The organism is Streptomyces sp. ATexAB-D23 (assembly GCF_000373645.1).
Taxonomy (GTDB): domain Bacteria; phylum Actinomycetota; class Actinomycetes; order Streptomycetales; family Streptomycetaceae; genus Streptomyces; species Streptomyces castrisilvae.
In genome coordinates, this window is the sequence record NZ_KB892005.1 from 150,252 (window position 1) to 175,148 (window position 24,897).

Genomic DNA, 24,897 nt, shown 5'->3' on the forward strand with positions numbered 1-24,897 from the left:
TCCGACGGACGTCGTAGGCGTGAGCGCCGTCGAGGGACGTGTCGCGGTGGATGTGGTGACCAGCCACACGACGTTCACCGTGGCGCCGGACCAGCTGCTCCGGACTTCCAAGCCCGAGCGGCATGCCGTCCAGCCCAAGGAAGCGGCGTGGGTGGAAGTGCTCGAAGTACGTGAGCGCACCGCGGTGGGCAAACCGTTCACGTTCTACGGCTACCGGCTGGACCCGTATCCGACCTTCCTGGTCAACGGGCATCCGGCCCGCCAGGCATGGTGACGCGCCAGGCGGACGTCCCGGTCGGCCCTACGCCGCCGCCGCGTCCGGCTTGTTGTCGTCCTTGTCGTCCGGGAGCTTGCAGATGTGCTCCAGGAACAGGGCGGCGGCGATGACGCCGATGCCGGCCAGGACCGAGAAGCCGGCGTAGATCGCCTGGTCGCGGCGGGGCGGGATGTCGAGGGAGCCGAGCAGGAAGACGCCCGTGCCGCCGTACATCCCGGCGACCAGGGCGACGACGAGGGCGCTGGCCTGGGCGAAGACCAGGGCGCGGGCCGCCATCAGCGGCTCGACGCCCTTCGCTCCCGGCCGGCGCTCGCGCTGGGCGCGCAGCCGGGAGCGGATGGACAGGGCCGTGGCCAGCAGGACGACGGCGATCACCGCGAGCACGATGGGCGCGGCCAGCGGCACGCTGGGCAGGGTGCCGTAGGAGTCCCAGAGGCGGGCGGCGCCCCAGGACAGGACGCCGGCGGCGGCGAAGAGGCCGGCCAGGACTCCGAGCCGTAGTTGCTTCACCGGGTGAGCCGCCTTCCGCCGCCTGTGATCGTTCCGCTGTCTTCTGTGAGCCTAACGACTACTCGGGCAGACGGAGTTCCAGGTCGGCCCGGGGGAGGACACCGCTTCGCCCGACACCGGTCAGCAGCTCGGCGACCGGGCCGGAGCCGGGCAGCTGGGCCTCGGGGTCCACGTCGTGCCACGGGGCGAGGACGAAGGCGCGCTCCCGGGCCCGGGGGTGGGGCAGCGTGAGGACGGGGTCGTCGGAGACCACGTCGGCGTACGCGACGATGTCGACGTCGAGGGTGCGCGGGCCCCAGCGCTCCTCGCGGACCCGTTCGAAGGCTTCCTCGATGGCCTGGCCGCGCTCCAGCAGGGAGGACGGGGGCAGCGTCGTCTTCACGACGATCACCGCGTTGAAGTACGAGGGCTGGGAGCCGGGGTCGACGCCCCAGGGCTCCGTCTCGTACACCGGGGAGACCGCCTTGACCCGGAGGCCGGGCGTGTCCTCCAGGGCGTCGATGGCGCCCTGGAGGGTCTCCAGGCGGTTGCCCAGGTTGGAACCGAGGGAGAGCACCGCGAGTTTGGGGTTGGAGAGCGTGATGTCCGCCGCGTCCACCTGCTCGACCACGGAGGCGGGTACCGGCTGTACGGTCGGGTCGCTCTGCCCTTCGGTAGAAAATGCAGTCATGCTCGGCTCCGGGTGATGGTGATGGTGACGTCGTCGAACGGGACGGTGATGGGCGCGTCCGGCTTGTGCACCACGACCTCCACCTCCTCGACGCCGTCGTGCTTGAGGCACTGCTGGGCGATGCGCTCGGCGAGCGTCTCGATCAGGTCGACCGGATCGCCCTGGACCACTTCGACGACCTCTTCCGCGACCACGCCGTAGTGCACGGTCTTCGTCAGGTCGTCGGCGGCTGCCGCGGGGCGGGTGTCGAGGCCCAGCACCAGGTCCACGATGAACGTCTGTCCCTCTTCCCGTTCCCGGGGGAAGACGCCATGGTGTCCTCGGGCCTTGAGGCCGCGCAGCGCGACACGATCCACGCGAATCACTCCTGCTGTCGTTGGTCGTAGGGCTCGGGGCCGCGTGCGGGCGGCCGGGTGCCCGATTTCGAATCTACCTGCGAGCACCGACAGCCTTTCCCCTCGGGGGCCGGGCATGCGGGCGCGGGACAGATAGCCGCTGATACCCCGATGCGGCCGGTTCCAATCCCGGTGGGCCGTCTTTCGTTCCCGATTCGGGCGGGGGCCGTTCAGGACGAGGTCTCTTCGTCCTCTTCCTCACCGGTTTCGGTCAGTACGGGCGAACCGTGGTGCGACCAGAGCTTCCAGCCGTCCGGAGTGCGGCGGAACACATTCGTGGCGACCACGAGCTGTCCGACGAGCGGGCCGAGCGAGCTGCCCTCCTCGGCGGGGCCGCCGCTCAGGATGTTCTCGGTGCACGTCACCAGGGCGGTGTCGCCGGTCATGGAGACGCCGACGTCGGTCAGGAAGAACTGGATGTACTCGGTGTTCGCCATGATCAGCGCGTAGCTGCGCAGCACCTCGCCGCGCCCGCTGAGCACCGGCCAGCCGGGGTGGACGCAGGAGACGGTGAGGTCCTCGCCGGGCAGCCAGAGCGCGGTCAGCGCTTCGAGGTCGCCCTGTTCCAGGGCCTCGTAGAAGGCGGTGTTGGCCCCTTCGACGGCGGCGATGTCGGCGGCCGCCGCCGCGTGGTCGTCCCTCGGCTCGCTCACGCGGCTCCCTCGATGGCGCGGGCGACCCGCACGGCGTCGGCGGTGGCGCGTACCTCGTGGACACGGACGGCCCAGGCGCCGGCGCGGGCGGAGAGCGCGGAGACGGCCGCGGTGGCCGCGTCGCGCTCGCGGGCGGGCGGCGGGGCGCCCTCGCCGGCCAGGACGTGGCCGAGGAACCGCTTGCGGGACGCGGCGACCAGGAGGGGGCGGCCGAGGCCGTGCAGCGCGTCCAGCCGGGCGAGGAGCGCGAGGTCGTGGGCGGCGTCCTTGGCGAAGCCGAGCCCGGGGTCGATGACGAGGCGCTCGGGGGAGACCCCGCCGGCGACCACCGCGTCCATCCGGGCCCGCAGCTCCGCGGTGACCTCGGCGACCACGTCCCCGTACACCGCCCGGCTGTTCATCGACTCGCTGAAGCCGCGCCAGTGCATGACGACGAAGGGGGCGCCGGCCGCGGCGACGACCGGGACCATGTCCGGGTCGGCCTGGCCGCCGCTCACGTCGTTGACCAGGACCGCGCCGGCGGCGATGGCCTGCTCGGCGACGCGGGCCCGCATGGTGTCGACGGAGACCGTGACCCCTTCGGACGCCAGGCCGCGGACCACCGGGATCACCCGGCGCAGCTCCTCGGACTCGTCCACCCGGCTGGCGCCCGGCCGGGTCGACTCGCCGCCGACGTCGACCAGGTCGGCGCCCTCGCCGACCAGGTCGAGGCCGTGCTTGACGGCCGTCGTGGTGTCGAACCAGCGGCCCCCGTCGGAGAAGGAGTCGGGGGTCACATTGACGACGCCCATGACCGCGCAGCGGTCCCACTCCGGCAGACCCTCGACCGTGCCTCGTCCACGCAACGTACTCATACGACCAGCGTAGGCCCGTACGGGCCGCTGTTACGCCGCGCGGTACGGCCGTACGGGCCGCGGCTACGCGGCGCGGGCGCCCCGTCCGCCGGCCGGGGGCGGCACGTGGGCGCAGGGGCGGCGGGGGCCGACGGGGAGGCGGCGGGCCAGGGGGCGGGGCAGCGCGAAGTTCACGAAGCCCTCGGCCTGCATCGCGGCGAGCGAGATGCGGGGCAGGTCGCGGGCGGTGCGGTAGACCACGAAACGGGGCTCCCAGCGGGGGCGGAACTTGGCGTTGAACTTGTACAGCGACTCGATCTGGAACCAGCGCGAGAGGAAGATCAGCAGTCCGCGCCAGACCCGCAGGACCGGGCCCGCGCCCAGTTTCTCGCCGCGGGCCAGGGCGGAGCGGAACATCGCGAAGTTCAGCGAGACCCGGGCGATGCCCAGACGGGGCGCGGCCTGGAGGGAGGCGACGATGAGCAGTTCGTTCATCCCGGGGTCGGCGGACCGGTCGCGGCGCATGAGGTCGAGGGACATGCCGTCGGTGCCCCAGGGCACGAAGTGGAGCACGGCCTTCAGATCGCCGTAGGGGGAGTCGGCGCCGTGCTCGTCGGCCTTGTGGGCGGTGGCGATGAAGCAGTCCTGGTCGGCGCTGTCGCCGATGCGGCCGAGTGCCATGGAGAAGCCGCGCTCGGTGTCGGTGCCGCGCCAGTCGGCGGCAGCGCGGCGGATGCGGGCCAGCTCGGCCTCAGAGATGTCGGCCACGCGCCGGACGCGGGTCTCGTAGCCGCCGCGTTCGATGCGCTTGACCATCTGGCGTACGTTGCGCATCGCGCGTCCGGCGAGGGAGAAATCCGCGACGTCCACCACCGCCTCGTCGCCGAGTTCGAGGGCGGTCAGGCCGGTCTCGCGGGTCCAGACCTCGCCGCCGGTCTCGCTGCACCCCATGACGGCCGGGGCCCAGGAGTGCGCCCGCGCCTCGTCCATGAAGCGTTCGATGGCGCCGGGCCAGGCCTCAACGTCACCGATCGGGTCGCCGCTGGCCAGCATCACGCCGGAGACCACGCGGTAGCAGACGGCGGCCTTGCCGCTGGGCGAGAAGACCACGGCCTTGTCGCGGCGGAGCGCGAAGTGGCCGAGCGAGTCGCGCCCGCCGTGCCGCTCCAGCAGGGCGCGCAGCCCGGCCTCGTCGTCCTCGGTGAGGCGGGCGGCCGGGTGCTCGGGGCGGAAGGCCAGGTAGATGGTGGTGACGGCGGTCAGCAGGCCGAGGGCGCCCAGTGAGTAGGCCACGGTCCAGGAGGTGTCGCCCGCGTAGTCGACGGGCCCCTCGAAGCCGAACAGGCCGTACAGCACGTGCTGGAGGCGGTCGGCGATGCTGGGGCTGCCGACGAGCCGGCGGGGGTGGGCGCTGACGATGACCAGGCCGAGTCCGAGCGAACCGGCTCCGAGCAGCACGAAGTTGGCCAGGGCCCGCCAGCGGCTGCGCGGGTCGGGGAGCGCGGCGAATTCACTCCGGTGGCGCACCAGCAGATAACACAGCGTCAGTGACACGAGGGTGCCGAGGACCGAGTGCCGGTAGGAGAACTGGGCCAGCGCTCCGGCCGGGAGCAGCACGACGGCGGCCCGCCAGGCGCGCCGCTTGCGCCGCTTGAGGCCGTGCGCGAGGAGCAGCAGCAGGACGCCGGCGCTCAGCGAGAGGGCCGCGGCGAAGGGGCCGAGGGCTCCGGGGAGCACCTCGGCCAGGCTGTGCATGCGGCTGTGCCGGAACCGGGGGAACACCCCGGCGGTGACGTCGATCAGCCCGACGGCCGCGCAGGCGGTGCCGACGAGCGCCGGTACGGCTTCGGGCCTCGGTCCGCGCACGAACGTACGTGCGCGATCCGGAACCGATCCCGATTTATCCCCATCTAGCGTGACAGACATCGCTTCCCGTGGTTCCGCGAGAGATTCCTGGAGTCCGGCGGCCGGAGCCCTGCGGACGATGTGCGACCTCTAGGACGAGGCTTCCGGGCCGTGGGTTCACCCACAACCCGGAAATTTCCTTACAGAAAGTTCACCGGTCATGGGCCTTACGGGCAAGGCAGTGCTGATCCTCGCGATCGTGCTGGCCGTCGTGCTGTTCACCCTCACGATCTGGTGCTGGCCGAGGCTCGCCCGGCGCAGCGCCCCCGCGGTGCTCGGGCGGGTGGGGCTGCTGCTGGCCACCCAGGTGGCGGTGTTCGCCACCGTCGGGCTGCTGGCCAACAACTCCTTCCTCTTCTACGGCTCCTGGGCCGACCTGCTCGGTCGCAAGCAGGATCTGGGCGTGGTCACCGACCACGCGGCCGGGACGCTCGCCGCGAAGAACATCGTCCGGGTGGGGACGCAGCGGACGGACGTGCCGGGCGGTGCGCGGCCGGCCGTGGGCGGCCGGATCGACAAGGTCGTGATCGCGGGCCGGCACTCGGGGATCGAGAGCTCGGCGTACGTGTATCTGCCGCCGGAGTACTTCCAGGAGGCCTACGAGCGGCGGAAGTTCCCGGCGGTCGTGGTGCTCACCGGGTACCCGGGCACCTCGGAGAACCTCATCAAGGGGCTGCGCTATCCGCGTACGGCACTCGACCGGGTGCGGGCCGGACGGGCGCAACCGATGATCCTCGTGATGCTGCGGCCCACGCTGGCGCCGCCCCGGGACACCGAGTGCGTGGACATAAAGGGCGGTCCGAAGACGGAGACCTTCTTCGCCCAGGACCTTCCGCAGGCGGTCTCGGCGGAGTACCGGGTCGGCAGGAGCGCCCGCAACTGGGGCATCATCGGCAACTCGACCGGCGGGTACTGCGCCCTGAAGATCGGGCTGCACCACCCGGACAGGTACACCGCGAGCGCGGGGCTCTCCGCGTACTACAAGGCGGCCGAGGACCCGACGACCGGTGACCTCTTCCACGGCGACGAGGCGGCGCGGCACCGGGCCGATCTGCTGTGGACGCTGGACAACCTGCCGCAGCCGGACGCGTCGTTCCTGGTGACCACCTCCCGCCACGGCGAGTCGAACTACCGCGACACACGGCGGTTCCTGGCCAAGGTGAAGCAGCCGGCCCGGGTGTCCTCGATCGTGCTGGACAGCGGCGGGCACAACTTCAACACCTGGCGCCGGGAGATCCCGGCCGCCCTGGAGTGGATGAGCAGCCGGCTCAGCGAGAGCTGACGGGGCGGGCTTACGCCGCGGGGGGACGGCCGAGGGGCTGTCGCCGCGGGTGCGGGGCGCGGGGGCCGGGCGCGCTGGACCCCGCGTCCCGCAGGGCCGGCACGCCGGCCGCGCGGGACGGGTGGCGGCCTCCCGGCGTCGCCTCAGACCGCCGACGTCTCCGTCACGCCCGTCACGCTCTCGACGGCCACCTCGGCGCGGGGGACCGAGCGGCCGTCCGCGCCGACCGAGCGGCGCAGCGCTTCGTGGAGACGGGCGGGGGTGAGCACGCCCAGGAACCGGCCCTCGCCCGCCTCGTCGATGACGGCGATCCAGCCGGCGTCGTGCTGGAGCATGGTGGCGAAGGCCTGTTTCAGCGGGGCGCCGAGGGGAAGCCACGCCTCCATCCGGCGGGCGTGGTCGCGGACGGTGCCCTTGCCCCCGGTGCGCGCGTCGTCGGCGGGAATCCAGCCGTGCAGGTGGTCGTCGCCGTCCAGGACCACCGCCCAGCGGGCACCCTCCGCGCGCAGCCGCTCGGTCGCGGCGGCCAGCGGGTCGTCCAGGTGGACGACCGGCGGATGGTCGAGGTCGCTCTCCTCGACGGGGGTGACCGAGAGCCGCTTGAGGCCGCGGTCCGCGCCGACGAAGTCGGCCACGTAGCCGGTGGCGGGGGCGCCGAGCACGGTGGCGGGGGAGTCGAACTGCTCGATCGAGCCCTGTCCGTAGACGGCGATGCGGTCGCCGAGCCGGACGGCTTCCTCGATGTCGTGCGTGACGAACAGGATGGTTTTGCGGACCTGTTCCTGGAGTTTCAGGAATTCGTTCTGAAGGTGCTCGCGCACGACCGGGTCGACGGCGCCGAAAGGTTCGTCCATCAGCAGGACCGGCGGGTCGGCGGCGAGTGCCCGAGCCACGCCGACCCGCTGGCGCTGGCCACCGGACAGCTGTTCCGGATATCGGTCGCCATAAACGGAAGGATCGAGTCCGACCAGATCGAGGAGTTCGGCGGCGCGGGCCCGGCCCTTTCCGCGTTTCCAGCCGAGGAGATGGGGAACGGTGGCGGTGTTCTCCAGGACCGTCTTGTGCGGGAAGAGGCCGACCTGCTGGATCACATAGCCGATACGGCGGCGCAGTTGGACGGGGTCGATGGCGGATATGTCGTCCCCGTCGAGGAATATCCGGCCCTCGGTCGGTTCGATCAGCCGGTTCACCATCTTCATGGTGGTCGTCTTGCCGCAGCCCGACGGTCCGACGAGCGTGACCAGTTCACCCTCGGCGACCTCGAAGGAAAGGTCGTCGACGGCGGTGGTGCCGTCCGCATACCGCTTGGTGACGTGCTCGAAACGGATCATGGTTCCCCATTGTCGCGCGTGTTCTGTGAAGGACATGTTGCTGGAATACAACGGCCTCGGCGATTGTCAGTGGTCGAGGATAGGCTCGCCCGGCATCGGTACGAGTGGGCAATCGGGAGGTGGGGGGACGGATGGCCGGACAGAACTGCCTGGTGACGAACGACTGGATCTGCGGGGAGTATCTCCGTTCCCGCAGTCAGGAGTTGACGGACGCGACGGTTCAGCACATCTGGATCACCGTCGTCTCGGTCGCGATCGGGGTGGCCGTGGCCTTCCCGCTGGCGCTCCTCGCGCGTCGCAGCCGGCGGTTCGCGGGACCGGTGCTCGGGCTGACCACGGTGCTCTACACCGTCCCGTCCCTCGCGATGTTCTCGCTCCTGCTGCCCGTGTTCGGCCTCTCGGCCGCGCTCGTGGTCACCGGGCTCGTGCTGTATTCGCTGACCATCCTCGTGCGCAACATCCTCGCCGGTCTCGAAGCGGTCCCGCAGGAGGCCAAGGAGGCCGCGCACGGCATGGGGTACGGACCGGCCCGCCTGCTGTGGGAGGTGGAGCTGCCGCTCGCGCTGCCCGCGCTGATGGCGGGCATACGCATCGCGACGGTGTCCACGATCGCGCTGACGACGGTCGGTTCGATCGTCGGCCGGGGCGGCCTGGGCAACCTCATCGAGGACGCGCTGCCCAGCTTCTTCAAGGCCCAGGTGCTGGCCGCTTCGGTGCTCTGCGTACTGCTCGCGATCGTCGCCGACCTGTTGCTGCTCGGCCTCCAGCGGCTGCTGACGCCCTGGACCCGCATACGCGCCGCGCACGGCGGCGCGGGCGCGCCCGGCCCGGTGAAGGCGGTCTGACCATGGGAGTTCTCGGCGAGGCCTGGACCTGGCTCACCACCGGCGCCAACTGGTCGGGGGAGAGCGGGGTCGCCCACCGGCTCGGTGAGCACCTGTACGTCAGTGGGGTGGCGCTCACGCTGTCCTGCGCCATCGCGCTGCCCGTCGCGCTCTACCTGGGCCACCGGGGCAAGGGCGGCGCGCTCGCGGTCAACCTGGCCAATGTGGGGCGGGCGATCCCCGTCTTCGCGGTCCTGGCCCTCTTCATGGTCTCGCCGCTGCGCAACGCGGGATACATACCGACGATCATCGCCCTCGTGCTGTTCGCCGTGCCGCCGCTGCTGACCAACGCCTACGTCGGGATGACCGAGGTGGACCGTTCGGTGGCGGAGGCCGCGCGCGGGATGGGGATGTCGGGCGGGCAGCTCTTTCTGCGCGTCGAGCTTCCGCTGGCCTACCCGCTCATCATGACCGGGCTGCGGTCGGCCGCGGTCCAGGTGGTGGCCACGGCGACGATCGCCGCCATGGTCGGTCAGGGCGGCCTCGGCCGCATCATCACCGCCGGTTTCAACACGTACGACACCCCGCAGGTGGTCGCGGGGGCGCTGCTGGTCGCCGTGCTCGCCCTGCTGGTGGAAGCGGTCCTGGTGGGCGTCGACCGCCTGCTGTCCCCGCTGCGCCGCCGCAGGCCGGCATGAGTGCCCGGCCGGCCCACCCAACCCATAACCCTTGTCGCATACGGCCTCGCCGCCGTGGACGGAGAAGAACATGAGCAGGACCTCACGTATGGCCGGCGCGGTCATCGGCGTCATCGCGCTGGCGGGCTCGCTCGCCGCCTGCGGCGGAGACAGCCTGGAGAACGACAAGGGCGCCCCCGCCGGGGACAAGGACTCCGGCAAGAAGGGCTCGCTCGTCGTCGGCGCCGCGGCCTTCACCGAGTCCAAGGTGCTCGCGGAGCTGTACGCGCAGATACTCGGCGACGCCGGGTACAGCACCTCGGTCACCACGGTGAAGAACCGTGAACTCTACGAACCTTCGTTGGAGAAGGGCGAGATCGACGTCGTACCGGAATATGCCGCGACGATCGCCGAATTCCTCAACGCCAAGGTGAACGGGGCGAAGGCCGCCGAGTCGAAGCCGGTCGCCTCGGGCGACACCGCAGCCACCGTCGCCGCGCTGAAGAAGCTCGCGGAGCCGCGCGGGCTGAAGGTGCTGCCGGCCGGGAAGGCCGTCGACCAGAACGCCTTCGCGGTCACCAGGGAATTCGCCGAGAAGAACAAGCTGACGACCCTTTCGGATCTCGGCGCCGCCAAGATCGCGGTCAAGGTCGCGGCGGGCGACGAGTGCGAGGTGCGGCCGTTCTGCGCACCCGGGCTGAAGAAGACGTACGGCATCGACGTCACCGGGATCGACCCCAAGGGCGTCGGTACCCCGCAGTCCAAGCAGGCGGTCAAGGACGGCAAGGACCAGCTCGTTCTCACCACCACGACCGACGCGGTGCTGGACACCTACGACCTGGTGTTCCTGGAGGACGACAAGAAGCTCCAGAACGCGGACAACGTCCTTCCGGTCCTCAACGCCAAGGACGCCGGAGCGCAGGACATCGCCGACGCACTCGGCAGGCTCACCGGCGCACTCACCACCGAGGACCTCGCACAACTGAACCGCAAGGTCGACGCCGAGCGCGCCAAGCCCGCCGATGTGGCCCGGGAATACCTGCAGTCGAAGGGTCTGATCAAGAAGTAGCGAAGGTCCCCGGAAGGGGATTTCGGGGGCCGCCAGGTAACTTGCGGGGCACAGATTGCCGGGCGGCTCCCCAAGTCCGCCGTACACACGGTAAATTTCGGGCCATGCCACGTGGACGCCATCGCCATTCGCCACCACTGCACAGAATCCTTCCGCCTTCGGCAGTCGCCGGAGCCTCGGTCGTATGTGCCGCGGGCGCCTGGCTGCTCGCCGAACCCCTGGTCCTGCGCACGCTGGTCGCCGCCGCAGCGGCCGCCGCCTGCACCGGCGCGGTCCTGATGCGCGGCTGGGACCGCGAGGCGGGCCGCCGGGTCGCGGAGCTGACGCGCGCCCGCGCCAGCGACGAGTGGCGTGCCGAGGAACGCGTGGCGGAGCTCGAAGCCGAGCTGGAGGAGTCGCGCGAGCTGCGCGCCCGCCTGGAGACGAAACTGCGCCGCAAGCGCGTGGAGCTCGCCGGGCTGCGGGGCGAACACGCCGCGCTGCTGCGGCGGTACGCCAACGCGGAGACCGAGCGGGCCAGCGTTCTGGAGAGCCGTCGCCGGCTCGCCATCGAGGCGGCTGCCCCGGCCCGCGAACTGCCCGCGGCGCGCAGCACCCCGACCCCGGACGCGTACGCCCGCGCCGCCCGCGCGCTGGCCGACCTCACGCGCAACGCCGCGCTCCAGAAGGCCCGGCGCACCGCCGAGAGCACCCGGGAGCGGGTCCTCGCGGAGCGCGCCCGGCAGGGCCGGGAGCCGCAGGGGCAGGAGCCGCAGGGCCGGCAGCCGCGGGGGAAGCACGCCGCGGCCGAGGAGCCCGGCGCCGGGGACGGTCAGGAGCACCGCACGCCCGCCGCCCTGCCCGCGTCCCGGCCCGCCGGTGAACTGACGGCCCCGCGCCCGGTGCCGGCCGCCAGCGCGGTCGTGCCGTACTCCGCGGCCCGCCGTCATCTGGTGCCGCAGGGCAGCTTCGACTTCTTCGGCACGCAGAAGGCGAACGCCGCCATCGAGTCCGTGCAGAACGAGGACCTGGCCGACGTGGTGGGCGAGGAGGCCCTCGCCGCACACCGCTCGGGCACGGCGGAGAACCGGGCCGTCGGCAAGGTCATCGACCTGACCGCGCACGACGAGACGGAGCAGCTGGACGTGGCCCAGCTGCGCAGCGCGATCTCGTAACGCCTGCGGCGGACGCGGCGGTTACTTGTCGATGTCGCCGACGACGAAGAACAGCGAGCCCAGGATCGCCACCATGTCGGCGACCAGCGTGCCCGGCAGCAGTTCGGTGAGCGCCTGGATGTTGTTGAACGACGCGGAGCGCAGCTTCAGCCGGTACGGGGTCTTCTCGCCCTTGGACACCAGGTAGTAGCCGTTGACGCCGAGCGGGTTCTCGGTCCAGGCGTAGGTGTGGCCCTCGGGGGCCTTGAGGACCTTGGGCAGCCGCTGGTTGACCGGTCCGGGCGCCAGCTCCGCCATCCGGTCCAGGCAGGCGTCCGCGAGGTCCAGGGCGTTGTGCGTCTGCTCCAGCAGGCACTCGAACCGGGCCAGGCAGTCGCCCTCGGTCCGGGTGACGACCTTCAGGGTGTCCTGGAGCTCCCCGTACGCGAGATACGGCTCGTCGCGCCGCAGGTCGAAGTCGACGCCCGAGGCGCGGGCGATCGGCCCCGACACCCCGTACGCGTGCACCGCCCCGGCCGACAGCACGCCCACCGAGCGGGTGCGGGCCCGGAAGATCTCGTTGCCGAGGACCAGCCCGTCGTAGATGTCCATCCGGGAACGGACCGAGGCGACGGCGTCCCGGGCACGGCCGAGCCAGCCCGCCGGAAGGTCCTCCTTGAGGCCGCCCACCCGGTTGAACATGTAGTGCATCCGGCCGCCGGAGACCTCCTCCATCACGGCCTGGAGCTCCTCGCGCTCGCGGAACGCGTGGAACACCGGGGTGATCCCGCCGAGTTCCAGCGGGTAGGAGCCGAGGAACATCAGGTGGTTGAGGACCCGGTTCAGCTCGGCGAGCAGCGTGCGGGTCCAGACCGCGCGCTCGGGGACCTCCATGCCGAGCATGCGCTCGACGGCCATCACGACGCCCAGTTCGTTGGAGAACGCGGACAGCCAGTCGTGGCGGTTGGCGAGCATGATGATCTGGCGGTAGTCGCGGGCCTCGAAGAGCTTCTCCGCGCCGCGGTGCATGTAGCCGATGACCGGTTCGGCGTGCTGGATGCGCTCGCCGTCCAGGACGATGCGCAGGCGGAGCACGCCGTGCGTGGAGGGGTGCTGCGGGCCGATGTTGAGCACCATGTCGGTGCTTTCCGCCGCGCCGCCGATGCCGACTGTCGTCTCCGTCATGCGGCGATTATTGCGTGCCGCGCCGTTGCCCGGGGCGCTGCCCCACAACCCGCTCCTCAATCGCCGGAGGCGCTGGAACGCGCGCCGGAGGGGCCGATCCTGTGGCTCAGCCAGCCGAAGTCGCCCAGGCCGCCCCGGGCCGTGAGCTCCGCCGCCTCGCCCGCCGAGGCCAGGGCGCGGAGGTAGGCGGCCGGGTCCGTCGACGCCAGGGACAGCGGCGGGCGTCCCCCGCTGATGCCGAGGTCCGCCAGCGCCTCGCGCTGGGTGCGCAGCTCCGCGTCCGGGCCGGCCGCCGCCGCGCAGGCGTCCAGGGCCACATGGGCGGTGAGGTCGCAGCTGCCGTCCGGCACCGGCCGCAGCTCGCGCCCGGCCCGGAAGCCGGTCAGCGTCCCGTACGGCGGGCGTTCCCCGCGTACGTGGGTGTAGTCCACCGCCACCGCGAGCCCGGCGGAGACGGTGGACACCGCGTCCGCCCACGCCTCGTCGCGGGGGCGGCCGATCTCCGCCCGGCTGCCGGGGCCCGCCGAGGGCCACCAGCGCCGCAGCCACGCCGCGTCCGCCCCGGCCACCGGGCCGCCCAGCCGCTCCGCGCCGTCCGAGGTCCGCACCTCGACGTACCGGTCGGTGCCGTCGGCGTCCGTCTCGGCGACCGGCAGCGGCACGTTGTCCAGCCACTCGTTGGCGAACAGCAGCCCCCGCACCCCGCGCGGCGGCTTCGCGCACCACTCCACGCGCGGGTCCAGGCCCTCGGGGCGGGCGGCGATCTCGACGGCGTACGCCCGTACGGTGAGGTCCGCGCCGCCCTCGGCCGGCAGCGCGGCGAGCACGCCCGTCACCAGCTCGCCGCGCCCCGCGCCCAGGTCGACCAGGTCCACGTCCGGGGTGCCGAGATCCGCCGCCGTCGCGACCAGCAGCCGGGCGACGGCGGATGCGAACAGGGGGGAGGCGTGCACCGAGGTACGGAAGTGGCCCGCGGGGCCCTCGGGGCGCCGGTAGAAGCCCTCGTCGCCGTACAGAGCGGTCTCGGCCGCCTCCTGCCACCCACGCCACTCATCCGTCACGCGCCCCAGTCTCCACCTTGGGGAGTACGGTCCCAGGACCCGGATCGACCCTTCGGCTGACCCGGCACCCCTCGGGCTTCCCTACGCTGGGTTACGTGCAGCGCCTCTACGATTTCATCCGCAGACACCCGACGGGCGTCGACAGCTTCTGGGCTGTCTTCCTCCTCGGGCTCTCCGGCATGACCATCGTGGTGGGCGACACCGGCCGCGGCGGTCCGATGGAGCGCATCGCCATCGCGCCGGTCGTCATCGGCCTGTGCGTTGTCGTCGCCCTGCGGCGGCGCGCTCCCGAGAAGATGCTGCTGCTCGCCATCGCGATGGGGGTGGCCCAGCTGCTCTTCGGCGTCCGGCCGACCGTCGCGAACTTCGCGATGCTGGTGATCACCTACACGGTGGCCACCGTCGGGGAGCGCTGGGCCTCCCGGCTCGCCCTGGCGTGCAGCCTGGTCGCGGCCACGCTCTCCCAGCTCCGCTGGCCGAACCAGGACGAGGCGTCGAGCAGCTGGGCGCAGGCGGTGTTCGTGGCCGTCGTGATGACGGTGCCGTTCGTACTGGCCTGGGTGCTCGGTGACTCGATGCGGACCCGCCGGGCCTACTTCGACCAGCTGGAGGAGCGGGCGGCCCGCCTGGAGCGGGAGCGCGAGGCCCAGTCGAAGGTGGCGGTGGCCGCCGAGCGGGCCCGTATCGCCCGCGAGCTCCACGACGTCGTCGCGCACAACGTCTCGGTGATGGTGGTGCAGGCCGACGGCGCCGCTTATGTCATGGACGCGGCGCCCGACCAGGCCCGGCAGGCGCTGGAGACCATCTCCGGCACCGGCAGGCAGGCCCTCGCGGAGATGCGGCGGCTGCTCGGCGTGCTGCGGACGGGCGACGCGCAGGAGAGCGGGGAGTACGTCCCGCAGCCCGACGTCGAACAGATCGAGGAGCTGATCGGCCAGGTCAGGAAGGCCGGTCTGGCGGTGGACTTCAAGGTCGAGGGGACCGCCCGCCCGCTGCCCAGCAGCGTCGAGCTGACCGCGTACCGCATCGTGCAGGAGGCCCTGACCAACACGCGCAAGCACGGCGGCCCGCACGCCGGGGCCAGCGTGCGGCTGGTCTATTTCGACGACGGGCTCGGCCTGCTCGTCGAGGACGACGGCCGGGGCGCCGCGCACGAGCTGTACGAGGACGGCGGGGCCGACGGAGCCGGGCACGGCATGATCGGCATGCGCGAACGGGTCGGCATGGTGGGCGGCACACTGGACGCCGGGCCGCGCCCCGGCGGAGGCTTCCGGATCAGCGCACTGCTGCCGCTCAAGGCCGCCGACTAGCGTGTTTCGTTTGGCTCGGGCTGGATCAGGGAGCGGGGTGTGGTGCGTGCGGCTGCAAGGCAGAGGAGGGCGACAACGCCGCAGACGTGCGTGCCACACCCCGCGAGCCCAGCCTGAGCCAAACGAAACACCCTGGATCGTTCCGGCTGCCCACCGAAGGCTGCCCACCGAAGAAGGAGACAAGGACCCCCATGGCGATCCGCGTGATGCTCGTCGACGACCAGGCGCTGCTGCGCACCGGCTTCCGGATGGTGCTCGCGGCGCAGCCCGACATGGAGGTGGTCGCCGAGGCCGGTGACGGCGCGGAGGCGATCGAGGTCCTGCGCTCCACCGCGGTGGACGTGGTGCTGATGGACGTACGCATGCCGAAGCTGGACGGGGTCGAGGCCACCAGCCGGATCTGCGCGCAGCCCGATCCGCCGAAGGTGCTGATCCTGACGACGTTCGACCTCGACGAGTACGCGTTCTCCGGGCTGAAGGCCGGGGCCAGCGGCTTCATGCTGAAGGACGTGCCGCCGGGCGAGCTGCTCGCCGCGATCCGCTCCGTGCACAGCGGGGACGCGGTCGTCGCCCCGTCCACCACCCGCCGGCTGCTCGACCGGTTCTCGCCGATGCTGCCCAGCGGCAACCCCGAACCGCAGCACAAGGACGTCGCCAGGCTCACCGAACGCGAACGCGAGGTGATGCTGCTGGTCGCCCAGGGCCTGTCGAACGGCGAGATCGCCGGGCGTCTGGTGCTCTCCGAGGCGACGGTGAAGACACACGTCGGCCGCATCCTGACCAAGCTGTCCCTGCGCGACCGGGTGCAGGTCGTCGTCCTCGCCTACGAGACGGGGCTCGTGCGCGCCGGCGGCGGCGCGGGCTGAGGCGCGGGCCGGCTCAGCGCAGGATCCCCTCCAGGAAGTCGCTGCCGAGCCGGGCCACCACCGTCAGGTCCAGCTGGTGCAGGACGTACCGGCCCCGGCGCCGGGTCGTGACCAGACCGGCCCTCTTGAGCACCGCGAGATGGCGGGAGACCTCGGGCGAGGTGATGCCGTTGGTGTCGGCCAGTTCGCCCGTCGTGTACGGGGAACGGGCGATGCTCCGGCACAGCCGCATGCGCAACGGGTGCGCCAGGGCCTCCATCCGCAGCTGGAGCAGTTCGACGGAGGCGGGCGAGGGCAGCTCGGGACGGTGCACCGGGTAGTGGAGCACCGGGCGCCAGCCCGGGGCGTAGAGCACCATCAGGTGGGGCCGGCCGAAGCTGGTGGGGATGAGGGTGAGCCCCGGCCCGACGGCGGGGTCGGTCGCGTCGGTCGCCCCCTCGCTCAGCTTGTCGACGCTGATCCGGCCCCCGTCCTCGGACACCGCGAGCGCGGGGGAGACCGCCCGTACCGCCTCGGCGAGCCCCTTGTGCCGCAGCAGGTCCGTCTTGTGCCGCGCGTCGGCCACGAGCTGGACCCGGACCCGCTGCCAGGTGTCCGCGAAGAACGCCTGGTCGCAGTCCTCGAACAGGCGGCGCAGCCGGCGCCGTACGAGGTCGGGGTCGGCCAGCAGCCGCTGGGTGAACTCCACCTGCGGCCGGCCGCGCGCCGCCGCCATCTCCAGGGCCCGCGCACGCGTCCCGGCGTCGCGGAGCGGGGAGGCCGCGCCGGTCCCGTGGAACGCCCCGCAGTTGAACTCCAAGGCCGCGGCGACGAACCGCTCGTCGTCCAGCCGGTCCAGCAGGTCCAGGTCGGCGGCGAGGTCGGCGCCCGTCCTGCCGTCGCCGCCGCGCACCCCGGCGAACGGCATGAAGATGTCCGAGAAGGTGTTCCGCCACAGGAACTCCGCCTCGTGCAGCCGGTCGGCGAGGTCGGGCTCCAGGGCCGTGGCGGTGGCCGTCGCCCAGCCGTGCACGCCCGGGTGGTGCCCCGGCTCGGAAAGCGCGTGCAGGGCGACCCCCAGCTCGACGAGCGGAGAGGTCTCGAAGACGATGCGGGCGGGGTCGAGGCCCGCGATGTCGATGGTCACGCTCACCCGTCCATGGTGCCGGGTGGGTGTGACAGTCCGGACGCCGTTTGACGGACGGTGTCAATCAGCGTCCGGACCCGGGCCGGCTCACCCCTTCCGGGGCACCCGCTCCAGGAAGCCGGCCAGTGCCTCCCGGACGTCGTCGGCCGTCCACTCCAGACCCGCCTGCCCCACGGTCACCTCGGTGAACGCCACCCCGGGCGCACCGGTGTCCGGCGTGAACCAGCGGCGGAACAGCGCCACGCCGGTCTCCTCGGCCTGCCGCACCGACGCCGCGGTCAGCTCGTCCGCGCCGTACGGCAGCCACACCTGGAACTGGTGGGTGTGCGGGGGCTCCGGCTGTACCCGGAACCAGCCCGTGCCGGCCTGCGCGAACCCCTCGGTCAGCGCCGCGGCGACCGTCTTCGCGTGCGCCACGTACGCGGGCAGGTTCGGCAGCTCCCGGTCCAGGCCGGCCAGGGCCGCGACCGCCGCCGGGAACTGCTGGAAGAGCTGGCCGCCGTAGCGGTGCCGCCAGACCCGGGCCTCCTCGACCAGCGAGGCGGAACCGGCCAGCGCCGCCCCGGAGATGCCGCCGACGGACTTGTAGAACGACACGTACACGCTGTCCGCGAGCGCGGCGATCTCCGGCAGCCCGCGCCCGAAACGGGTGGCGCACTCCCACAGCCGGGCCCCGTCGAAGTGGACCACCGCGTCCCGCTCACGGGCGGCGGCCACCACGGCCTCCAGCTCCTCCCAGGTGGGCAGCACGAAGCCGGCGTCGCGCAGCGGCAGCTCCAGCATCAGCGTGCCGAACGGCTCCGGGAAGTCACGGATCTCCTCGGCGGTGGGCAGCCTCGGATCGGACGTGGGGTGGACGGTACGCAGCCCGCTCACCGCGCCCAGGGCGCCGCCCTCGTGCATCTCCGGGTGGGCGAGCGGGTGCAGCGCGACGGTCGGGTTGCCGGTGCGCGCGGCCCAGCAGCGCAGCGCGACCTGCTGCGCCATCGTCCCGGTCGGGAAGAACGCCGCGGCCTCCGTGCCCAGCAGCCCGGCGACCCGCTGCTCCAGCTCGGCGACGACACCGTCCCCGTAGATGTCCGCGGGCAGGGCGAGGTCGGTGACCGTCGCCGCGTCCGCCGTGAGGGAGGCCAGCTGTTCGCCGAGCGTGCGGTCCTGCGGGATGCGGGAGAGGATGCGCTGGGCCTGCCGCCACGCGGTGAGGCGGCGCAGCCGCCAGGCCTCGTCGTCCCCGGCCGCCCCTTCGTCCGCCGCCCCGTCCGTCACCTGCGCGTTCGTGTCTGCCATGGGACGATCATCACGCACAACGCCGTGTCCGCCCACAGGTTTCCGCAGCCCCGGAGCCGTGCGAGCGAGGTTTCCACAGGCTGTGGACAGCCGGGAGGGCGGACCGGGTGCTGGCGTAGCATGCAGAGGAATCGTCCGGTACCCCCCGCGGACTGGAACGGAAGGCCATCGCAGCGTGAACGCAACAGCTCCCAAGGACCCCCTCGACGCGAGGGACCGCCCCGCCCGGCTCACCGTCGGCGTGGTGGGGGCGGGCCGCGTCGGCCCCGCCCTGGCCGCGTCCCTGGCCCTCGCCGGACACCGCCCGGTCGCCGTGTCGGGGGTCTCCGACGCCTCGGTGCGCCGCGCCGCGGCCCTCCTGCCCGACGTCCCCCTCGTGACGCCCGCCGAGGTCCTCGCGCGCGCCGACCTCGTCCTGCTGACCGTCCCCGACGACGCCCTCCCCGGGCTCGTCGAGGGCCTCGCCGAGACCGGCGCGGTCCGGCCGGGCCAGCTCCTCGTCCACACCTCGGGGCGGTACGGGACGAAGGTGCTGGACCCCGCGCTGCGGGCCGGCGCCCTGCCGCTCGCGCTGCATCCGGCGATGACGTTCACCGGCACGTCCGTGGACGTCCAGCGGCTGGCCGGCTGCTCCTTCGGGGTCACCGCCCCCGAGCAGCTGAGGCTCGCCGCCGAGGCGCTGGTCATCGAGATGGGCGGCGAGCCGGAGTGGGTCGCGGAGGAGTCCCGTCCGCTCTACCACGCGGCGCTCGCCCTCGGCGCGAACCACCTGGTCACGCTGGTCGCCCAGTCGATGGAGCTGCTGCGCACGGCCGGGGTCAGCGCCCCGGACCGGATGCTCGGCCCCCTGCTCGGCGCCGCTCTGGACAACGCCCTGCGCTCCGGCGACGCGGCGCTCACCGGCCCGGTCGCGCGCGGCGACGCCGGCACGGTCGCCGCGCACATCGGGGAGCTGCGCACCCACGCCCCGCAGACGGTCGCCGGATACGTGGCGATGGCCCGCGCCACCGCCGACCGCGCCCTCGCCCACGGCCTGCTGAAGCCGGAGCTCGCCGAGGACCTGCTCGGCGTCCTGGCGGACGGCGGCGGAGCGGCGGGCGGTCGCGGCGGCCCGGGTGGTCCCGGCGGCCGTGGCGCCCCGGACGGCCCCGGCGGAGCGGACGGCAGTACCGGCACCGGACCGGAGGAGACCCGATGACCGCGTCCGTCTCCGCCCCGGCGCTGCTGGACACCGCCGCCGAACTGGACGCGTACGCCCCCGGCGGCAAGCGGGCCGTCGTCATGACGATGGGCGCCCTGCACGAGGGGCACGCGTCGCTGATCCGCGCCGCCCGCGCGCTCGCCGGCCCGGCCGGGCAGGTCGTCGTCACGGTCTTCGTCAACCCGCTCCAGTTCGGCGAGGCCGCCGACCTCGACCGCTACCCCCGCACGCTCGACGCCGACCTCGCCGTGGCCGGTGCGGCGGGCGCGGACGTGGTCTTCGCCCCGTCCGTCGACGAGGTCTACCCGGGCGGCGAACCGCAGGTCCGGATCTCGGCGGGACCGATGGGGGAGCGCCTGGAGGGGGCCTCGCGCCCCGGCCACTTCGACGGCATGCTCACCGTCGTCGCCAAGCTGCTCCACCTGACCCGGCCGGGCGTCGCGCTGTTCGGGCAGAAGGACGCCCAGCAGCTGGCGCTGATCCGGCGCATGGTGCGCGATCTGAACTTCCCCGTGGAGATCGCCGGAGTGGAGACGGCCCGGGAGCCCGACGGCCTCGCGCTCTCCAGCCGCAACCGCTTCCTCGACCCGCACGAGCGCCGTACCGCGCTCGCCCTGTCCCGGGCCCTGTTCGCCGCCCGTGACCGGCTCGCCGCGCAAGCGGCGCTGCACGCCCGCGCGCGGGCCACCGGGGCGACCGAGGACCGGGCCGCCGGGCTCAACCGGCTCGGCGAACCCCGCCTCGCGGCCGACGCCCAGGCGGTGGCCCGCGCCCGGCCGGACACCGGACCCGCCGTCGTGCGCGCCGCCGCCCACGCGGTCCTCCAGGAGGCGGCGGCCGCGAGCCCGCCGCTCGATCTGGACTACGTGGCGCTGGTGGACCCGGCCGACTTCACCGAGATCCCCGACGACCGCACGGCGGGCGACGCGATCCTCGCCGTCGCCGCCCGGGTCGGCGCGACCCGGCTCATCGACAACATCCCCCTCACCCTCGGAGCCACCCCGTGACCGGAATACGGCTGACCGCCCCCGCACCCGGCTGGGCCATCGACGCGGACGTCGTGGTCGTCGGCTCCGGTGTCGCCGGCCTCACCACCGCGCTGCGCTGCGCGGCGGCGGGCCTCGCCACCGTCGTCGTGACCAAGGCCCGACTGGACGACGGCTCGACGCGCTGGGCCCAGGGCGGGATCGCCGCCGCGCTCGGCGAGGGCGACACCCCCGAACAGCACTTGGACGACACCCTGGTCGCCGGCGCCGGCCTGTGCGACGAGGCGGCCGTGCGGACCCTGGTCACCGAGGGCCCGGACGCGGTGCGCCGGCTCATCGGGACCGGCGCCCACTTCGACACCGCCGACGACGGGTCCATCGCGCTGACCCGCGAGGGCGGCCACCACCGCCGCCGCATCGCCCACGCGGGCGGTGACGCGACCGGCGCCGAGATCTCCCGCGCCCTGGTCGAAGCGGTCCGCGAGGCCGCCCTGCACACCATCGAGAACGCCCTCGTGCTCGACCTGCTCACCGACGCCGAAGGCCGTACCGCGGGCGTCACCCTGCACGTCATGGGCGAGGGCCAGCACGACGGAGTCGGCGCGGTCAACGCCCCGGCCGTGGTCCTGGCCACCGGCGGCATGGGCCAGGTCTTCTCCGCCACCACCAACCCCGCGGTCTCCACGGCCGACGGCGTGGCGCTGGCGCTGCGGGCCGGCGCGGAGGTCTCGGACCTGGAATTCGTCCAGTTCCACCCCACCGTCCTCTTCCTGGGCGCCGGCTCCGAGGGCCAGCAGCCCCTGGTCTCCGAGGCGGTACGGGGCGAGGGCGCCCACCTCGTGGACGCGCACGGCACGCGCTTCATGCTCGGACAGCACGAGCTGGCGGAGCTGGCCCCGCGCGACATCGTCGCCAAGGGCATCACCCGCCAGATGCAGCTGCACGGCACCGACCACATGTATCTGGACGCCCGCCACTTCGGGGCCGAGATGTGGGAGCAGCGTTTCCCGACCGTCCTGGCCGCCTGCCGGGCCCACGGCATCGACCCGGTCACCGAGCCGATCCCGGTGGCACCGGCCGCGCACCACGCCTCCGGCGGCGTCCGCACCGACCTGCGGGGACGTACGACCGTGCCGGGGCTCTACGCCTGCGGCGAGGCCGCCTGCACCGGGGTGCACGGCGCGAACCGGCTGGCGTCCAACTCGCTGCTCGAAGGACTCGTCTTCGCCGAGCGCATCGCGGCGGACATCGTCACCGAGCGCCCCCGCGCGGGCGAGGCCGTCGACCGGGCGCCCGTGACCTCCCCGCTGCTGGCCCCCGAGACCCGGACCACGATCCAGCGCATCATGACGCGCGGCGCCGGAGTCCTGCGCTCCGCCCAGAGCCTCACCACGGCCGCCGACGAGCTGGAGGATCTGCACCGCAGCGCCTACCTGAAGGCCGGAGGGGACGAGCCCAAGACCGCGGAGCCCGGGGTCGAGGCCTGGGAGGCGACCAACCTGCTCCTGGTCTCCCGGGTCCTGGTCGCCGCCGCCCGGCAGCGCGAGGAGACCCGCGGCTGCCACTGGCGCGAGGACCGGCCCGAGCGCGACGACGAGCACTGGCGCCGCCACCTCGTCGTCCGGCTGACCTCCGACCGCAGCCTCGTCCTCCGTGGGACGGATACCGAGGCGTTCGGGCCCGTGGACGCGCCCGGGGCAGCAGACTGCGCAGCGACGAGCACCACCCACCCCACTCCCGAGGAGCCGTAACCGTGAGCACGCCCGAAGAGAATCCGCGCCCCACGCCCGTGGACGTACCGCTGATCCAGATCGGCGCGCCCGCGTCTGCCGCGGACGGCTGCGGGGACGCCTGCGGCTGCGGCGGGGACGAGGACTACGAGGAGTGCGGCCTCGATCCCGCGCTCGCCCAGCTGCTGGCCGACGCGGGCCTGGACCCGATCCAGGTCGAGGACATCGCGCACCTGGCCATCGCGGAGGACCTGGACGGCGGGGTGGACGTCACGACCGTGGCCACGGTCGCCGAGGACGCCATGGCCACCGGTGACTTCACCGCCCGCGAGGCCGGTGTGGTGGCCGGTCTGCGGGTCGCCGAGGCGGTCCTGTCGATCGTCTGCACGTCCGAGTTCGAGGTGGAGCGGCATGTCGAGGACGGCGACCGCGTCGTGCCCGGCCAGAAGCTGCTGACCGTCACCACCCGCACCCGCGATCTCCTCACCGGCGAGCGCAGCGCCCTCAACCTGCTCTGCCGCCTCTCCGGCATCGCCACCGCGACCCGCGCCTGGGCCGACGCGCTGGAGGGCACGAAGGCCAAGGTCCGCGACACCCGCAAGACGACCCCGGGCCTGCGCGCCCTGGAGAAGTACGCGGTGCGCTGCGGCGGCGGCGTCAACCACCGGTTCTCGCTGTCCGACGCCGCGCTCGTCAAGGACAACCACGTCATCGCGGCGGGCGGGGTGGCCGAGGCGTTCAAGCGGGTGCGGGACGCGTTTCCGGACGTGCCGATCGAGGTCGAGGTCGACACGATGGAGCAGACCGCCGAGGTGCTGGACGCGGGCGCGGACCTGATCCTGCTGGACAACTTCACCCCCGCGCAGACGGCCGACGCGGTCGCGCTGGTCGCCGGGCGTGCGGTCCTGGAGTCCTCCGGACGGCTCACCCTCGACTCGGCCCGCGCCTACGCCGAGGCCGGGGTGGACTACCTGGCCGTCGGCGCGCTGACCCACTCGCCGTCGATCCTGGACATCGGCCTGGACTTCCGCGACACCGACGGGGCCGGCGCCTGATGCTGCTCACCATCGACGTCGGGAACACCCACACCGTCCTCGGCCTGTTCGACGGCGAGGAGATCGTCGAGCACTGGCGGATCTCCACCGACGCCCGCCGTACCGCCGACGAACTCGCGGTGCTGCTCCAGGGCCTGATGGGCATGCATCCGCTGCTCGGCATGGAGCTGGGCGACGGCATCGAGGGCATCGCGATCTGCTCCACGGTCCCGGCCGTCCTGCACGAACTGCGCGAGGTGACCCGCCGCTACTACGGCGACGTCCCGGCGGTGCTGGTCGAGCCGGGCATCAAGACCGGGGTGCCGATCCTCATGGACAACCCGAAGGAGGTCGGCGCGGACCGCATCATCAACGCGGTCGCCGCCGTCGACCTGTACGGGGGCCCGGCGATCGTCGTGGACTTCGGTACGGCCACCACCTTCGACGCGGTCTCCGCCCGGGGCGAGTACACCGGCGGCGTCATCGCGCCCGGCATCGAGATCTCGGTCGAGGCGCTCGGCGTCAAGGGCGCCCAGCTGCGCAAGATCGAGCTGGCCAGGCCGCGCAGCGTCATCGGCAAGAACACCGTCGAGGCCATGCAGGCGGGCATCATCTACGGCTTCGCCGGTCAGGTCGACGGGGTCGTGGCCCGGATGAAGAAGGAGCTGGCGGCCGACCCCGACGACGTCACCGTGATCGCGACGGGCGGCCTTGCTCCGATGGTGCTGAACGAGTCGTCCGCCATCGACGAGCACGAGCCCTGGCTCACCCTCATCGGGCTGCGCCTGGTGTACGAGCGCAACGTGTCGCGCCTGTAGCGGTACGCGGTCCGACCGGCGGGTTCCCGCGCGGCGGCTCCCCGGGGCCGCCGCGCCACCGACGACCAGTTAAACGGATTTTGTCCCTTTAGCACGTATTGTCGCGTTATGCCCACGCCCTACGGATCACGCGGCGGTATGGCTTTCAGCGCGGACGAGCTGCGAGTGCTCCGACGCGCCCTCGCCTTCGCCCTGCACCCCGCGCCCCTGCCCGACGAGGATGTCCAGGACTGCCTGCGGCTTGCGGGCAGCGTGGACGAGGTGGTCGGCGAGGCCGGACGGCTGCGCGCCTTCCTGCTCGCCGACCTCGCCCGCTACCGCGACGCCCTGCCCGGCTCCCTCAGCGGCTACCTGGAGCTCCTCCAGGACGCCCTGGCCGCCGGCTACGACCCCCGCCCCGAGGACTTGGCCGCGCTGCGCGCCCTGCGCGGCGGCCGCCTGGCCGGCGCGCTCCTGGAGCGCTGCCAGGTGATCGCGGAGCGCTCGGTGCGCGCCCGGCTCGCAGGACGGGCCGTGTCCGCGACGGCTCCCGCGCCCCGCGGCCGGCTGCTCGCGCTGCCCGGCGGGCGCGCCGCGGAGCCGGACAAGCCCAAGACCCCGCCGGCGCCGGTGCCGGCCCGCCCGGTTCCGCCCTCCGAGCGTCCGGCGCCGAAGCCCTCGGAGGTCTTCCCGCCCCGCCGGCCCGTCCCCAAGCCCGCACAGCGCGCCGCGGGGTAGGGCCTCCGGCGGGGTCC

25 protein-coding genes are annotated in these 24,897 nt (G+C 73.1%); 14 read left to right on the forward strand and 11 right to left on the reverse strand.

The features are described 5' to 3' along the window. Positions 1–19: 19 nt before the first annotated feature. Positions 20–274, forward strand: a complete 255-nt coding sequence (locus B082_RS0107555; RefSeq protein WP_018551205.1) for a hypothetical protein — start codon at positions 20–22, stop codon at positions 272–274. A 27-nt stretch (positions 275–301) separates the two neighbouring features. Here B082_RS0107555 and B082_RS0107560 read toward each other — a convergent pair whose 3' ends face one another. The 6 genes from B082_RS0107560 to B082_RS0107585 all read right to left on the reverse strand — a co-directional run bounded on the left by B082_RS0107560 (position 302) and on the right by B082_RS0107585 (position 5,264). Further along, positions 302–787: a DUF3180 domain-containing protein gene (locus B082_RS0107560; protein ID WP_018551206.1), complete on the reverse strand. Its 486-nt coding sequence runs from the start codon at positions 785–787 to the stop codon at positions 302–304. Positions 788–845: 58 nt separating this feature from the next. Further along, entirely contained in the window at positions 846–1,457 is a 612-nt protein-coding gene (gene folK / locus B082_RS0107565) for a 2-amino-4-hydroxy-6-hydroxymethyldihydropteridine diphosphokinase (protein ID WP_026249529.1), read from the reverse strand. Then, positions 1,454–1,813, reverse strand: a complete 360-nt coding sequence (gene folB, locus B082_RS0107570) for a dihydroneopterin aldolase (protein ID WP_018551208.1) — start codon at positions 1,811–1,813, stop codon at positions 1,454–1,456. Before folB ends, folK begins: the two co-directional genes overlap by 4 nt. Positions 1,814–2,022: 209 nt before the next feature. Beyond that, positions 2,023–2,505 carry a nuclear transport factor 2 family protein gene (locus B082_RS0107575; protein WP_018551209.1) on the reverse strand — a complete coding sequence of 161 codons (483 nt, stop codon included), beginning with the start codon at positions 2,503–2,505 and terminating at the stop codon, positions 2,023–2,025. Then, positions 2,502–3,359, reverse strand: coding sequence for a dihydropteroate synthase (folP, locus tag B082_RS0107580; RefSeq protein ID WP_026249530.1), 858 nt, complete (start codon positions 3,357–3,359; stop codon positions 2,502–2,504). The genes B082_RS0107575 and folP overlap by 4 nt, the downstream gene beginning before the upstream one ends. 63 nt (positions 3,360–3,422) lie before the next feature. Continuing rightward, positions 3,423–5,264, reverse strand: a complete 1,842-nt coding sequence (locus tag B082_RS0107585) for a phosphatidylglycerol lysyltransferase domain-containing protein (protein WP_199783772.1) — start codon at positions 5,262–5,264, stop codon at positions 3,423–3,425. Between the two features lie 139 nt (positions 5,265–5,403). On the opposite strand from B082_RS0107585, the gene B082_RS0107590 reads away from it, so the two are divergent. After that, positions 5,404–6,525: an alpha/beta hydrolase gene (locus tag B082_RS0107590; RefSeq protein ID WP_018551212.1), complete on the forward strand. Its 1,122-nt coding sequence runs from the start codon at positions 5,404–5,406 to the stop codon at positions 6,523–6,525. Positions 6,526–6,668: 143 nt separating this feature from the next. On the opposite strand, the gene B082_RS0107595 is transcribed toward B082_RS0107590, so the two are convergent. Beyond that, complete coding sequence (locus B082_RS0107595) at positions 6,669–7,856, reverse strand: betaine/proline/choline family ABC transporter ATP-binding protein (protein ID WP_018551213.1); 1,188 nt, start codon at positions 7,854–7,856, stop codon at positions 6,669–6,671. A 131-nt stretch (positions 7,857–7,987) separates the two neighbouring features. Here B082_RS0107595 and B082_RS0107600 point away from each other — a divergent pair, with 131 nt between their 5' ends. The 4 genes from B082_RS0107600 to B082_RS0107615 all read left to right on the forward strand — a co-directional run bounded on the left by B082_RS0107600 (position 7,988) and on the right by B082_RS0107615 (position 11,580). Then, a complete protein-coding gene (locus B082_RS0107600; RefSeq protein WP_018551214.1) occupies positions 7,988–8,701 on the forward strand; it encodes an ABC transporter permease in 714 nt (237 codons plus the stop codon). Between the two features lie 2 nt (positions 8,702–8,703). Continuing rightward, positions 8,704–9,378 carry an ABC transporter permease gene (locus tag B082_RS0107605; RefSeq protein WP_018551215.1) on the forward strand — a complete coding sequence of 225 codons (675 nt, stop codon included), beginning with the start codon at positions 8,704–8,706 and terminating at the stop codon, positions 9,376–9,378. Positions 9,379–9,448: 70 nt separating this feature from the next. Further along, a complete protein-coding gene (locus tag B082_RS0107610) occupies positions 9,449–10,426 on the forward strand; it encodes an ABC transporter substrate-binding protein (protein ID WP_026249531.1) in 978 nt (325 codons plus the stop codon). Positions 10,427–10,530: 104 nt separating this feature from the next. Next, positions 10,531–11,580: a hypothetical protein gene (locus tag B082_RS0107615; RefSeq protein ID WP_026249532.1), complete on the forward strand. Its 1,050-nt coding sequence runs from the start codon at positions 10,531–10,533 to the stop codon at positions 11,578–11,580. A 21-nt stretch (positions 11,581–11,601) separates the two neighbouring features. On the opposite strand, the gene B082_RS0107620 is transcribed toward B082_RS0107615, so the two are convergent. Both B082_RS0107620 and B082_RS0107625 read right to left on the reverse strand, forming a co-directional pair. Further along, positions 11,602–12,744, reverse strand: a complete 1,143-nt coding sequence (locus B082_RS0107620) for an NADH-quinone oxidoreductase subunit D (RefSeq protein ID WP_018551218.1) — start codon at positions 12,742–12,744, stop codon at positions 11,602–11,604. A gap of 56 nt (positions 12,745–12,800) precedes the next feature. After that, on the reverse strand, positions 12,801–13,805 hold the full coding sequence (locus tag B082_RS0107625; RefSeq protein WP_018551219.1) for an SAM-dependent methyltransferase: 1,005 nt from the start codon (positions 13,803–13,805) through the stop codon (positions 12,801–12,803). A 95-nt stretch (positions 13,806–13,900) separates the two neighbouring features. On the opposite strand from B082_RS0107625, the gene B082_RS0107630 reads away from it, so the two are divergent. Further along, positions 13,901–15,115, forward strand: coding sequence for a sensor histidine kinase (locus tag B082_RS0107630; RefSeq protein ID WP_018551220.1), 1,215 nt, complete (start codon positions 13,901–13,903; stop codon positions 15,113–15,115). 191 nt (positions 15,116–15,306) lie between these two features. Next, positions 15,307–15,981, forward strand: coding sequence for a response regulator (locus B082_RS0107635; RefSeq protein ID WP_018551221.1), 675 nt, complete (start codon positions 15,307–15,309; stop codon positions 15,979–15,981). Positions 15,982–15,994: 13 nt separating this feature from the next. Here the strand turns inward: B082_RS0107635 and B082_RS0107640 are convergent, their stop codons facing one another. Both B082_RS0107640 and B082_RS0107645 read right to left on the reverse strand, forming a co-directional pair. Next, positions 15,995–17,107, reverse strand: a complete 1,113-nt coding sequence (locus B082_RS0107640) for a DUF5937 family protein (protein ID WP_018551222.1) — start codon at positions 17,105–17,107, stop codon at positions 15,995–15,997. 87 nt (positions 17,108–17,194) lie between these two features. Then, complete coding sequence (locus tag B082_RS0107645) at positions 17,195–18,394, reverse strand: threonine aldolase family protein (protein WP_018551223.1); 1,200 nt, start codon at positions 18,392–18,394, stop codon at positions 17,195–17,197. A 175-nt stretch (positions 18,395–18,569) separates the two neighbouring features. Here B082_RS0107645 and B082_RS0107650 point away from each other — a divergent pair, with 175 nt between their 5' ends. The 6 genes from B082_RS0107650 to B082_RS0107675 all read left to right on the forward strand — a co-directional run bounded on the left by B082_RS0107650 (position 18,570) and on the right by B082_RS0107675 (position 24,880). Then, the gene (locus B082_RS0107650; protein WP_018551224.1) at positions 18,570–19,592 is read left to right on the forward strand and encodes a Rossmann-like and DUF2520 domain-containing protein; all 1,023 of its coding nucleotides are present in this window, start codon (positions 18,570–18,572) and stop codon (positions 19,590–19,592) included. Further along, positions 19,589–20,602, forward strand: coding sequence for a pantoate--beta-alanine ligase (gene panC, locus B082_RS0107655; protein ID WP_018551225.1), 1,014 nt, complete (start codon positions 19,589–19,591; stop codon positions 20,600–20,602). The genes B082_RS0107650 and panC overlap by 4 nt, the downstream gene beginning before the upstream one ends. Then, the gene (locus tag B082_RS0107660; RefSeq protein WP_018551226.1) at positions 20,599–22,332 is read left to right on the forward strand and encodes an L-aspartate oxidase; all 1,734 of its coding nucleotides are present in this window, start codon (positions 20,599–20,601) and stop codon (positions 22,330–22,332) included. The genes panC and B082_RS0107660 overlap by 4 nt, the downstream gene beginning before the upstream one ends. 2 nt (positions 22,333–22,334) lie before the next feature. Then, positions 22,335–23,366: a carboxylating nicotinate-nucleotide diphosphorylase gene (gene nadC, locus B082_RS0107665; protein WP_018551227.1), complete on the forward strand. Its 1,032-nt coding sequence runs from the start codon at positions 22,335–22,337 to the stop codon at positions 23,364–23,366. Further along, positions 23,366–24,163 (forward strand): type III pantothenate kinase, encoded by a 798-nt coding sequence (locus tag B082_RS0107670; RefSeq protein WP_018551228.1) that lies wholly within the window; start codon positions 23,366–23,368, stop codon positions 24,161–24,163. Before nadC ends, B082_RS0107670 begins: the two co-directional genes overlap by 1 nt. Before the next feature lie 138 nt (positions 24,164–24,301). Continuing rightward, positions 24,302–24,880 (forward strand): hypothetical protein, encoded by a 579-nt coding sequence (locus tag B082_RS0107675; protein ID WP_018551229.1) that lies wholly within the window; start codon positions 24,302–24,304, stop codon positions 24,878–24,880. The last annotated feature ends 17 nt before the right edge of the window (positions 24,881–24,897 follow it).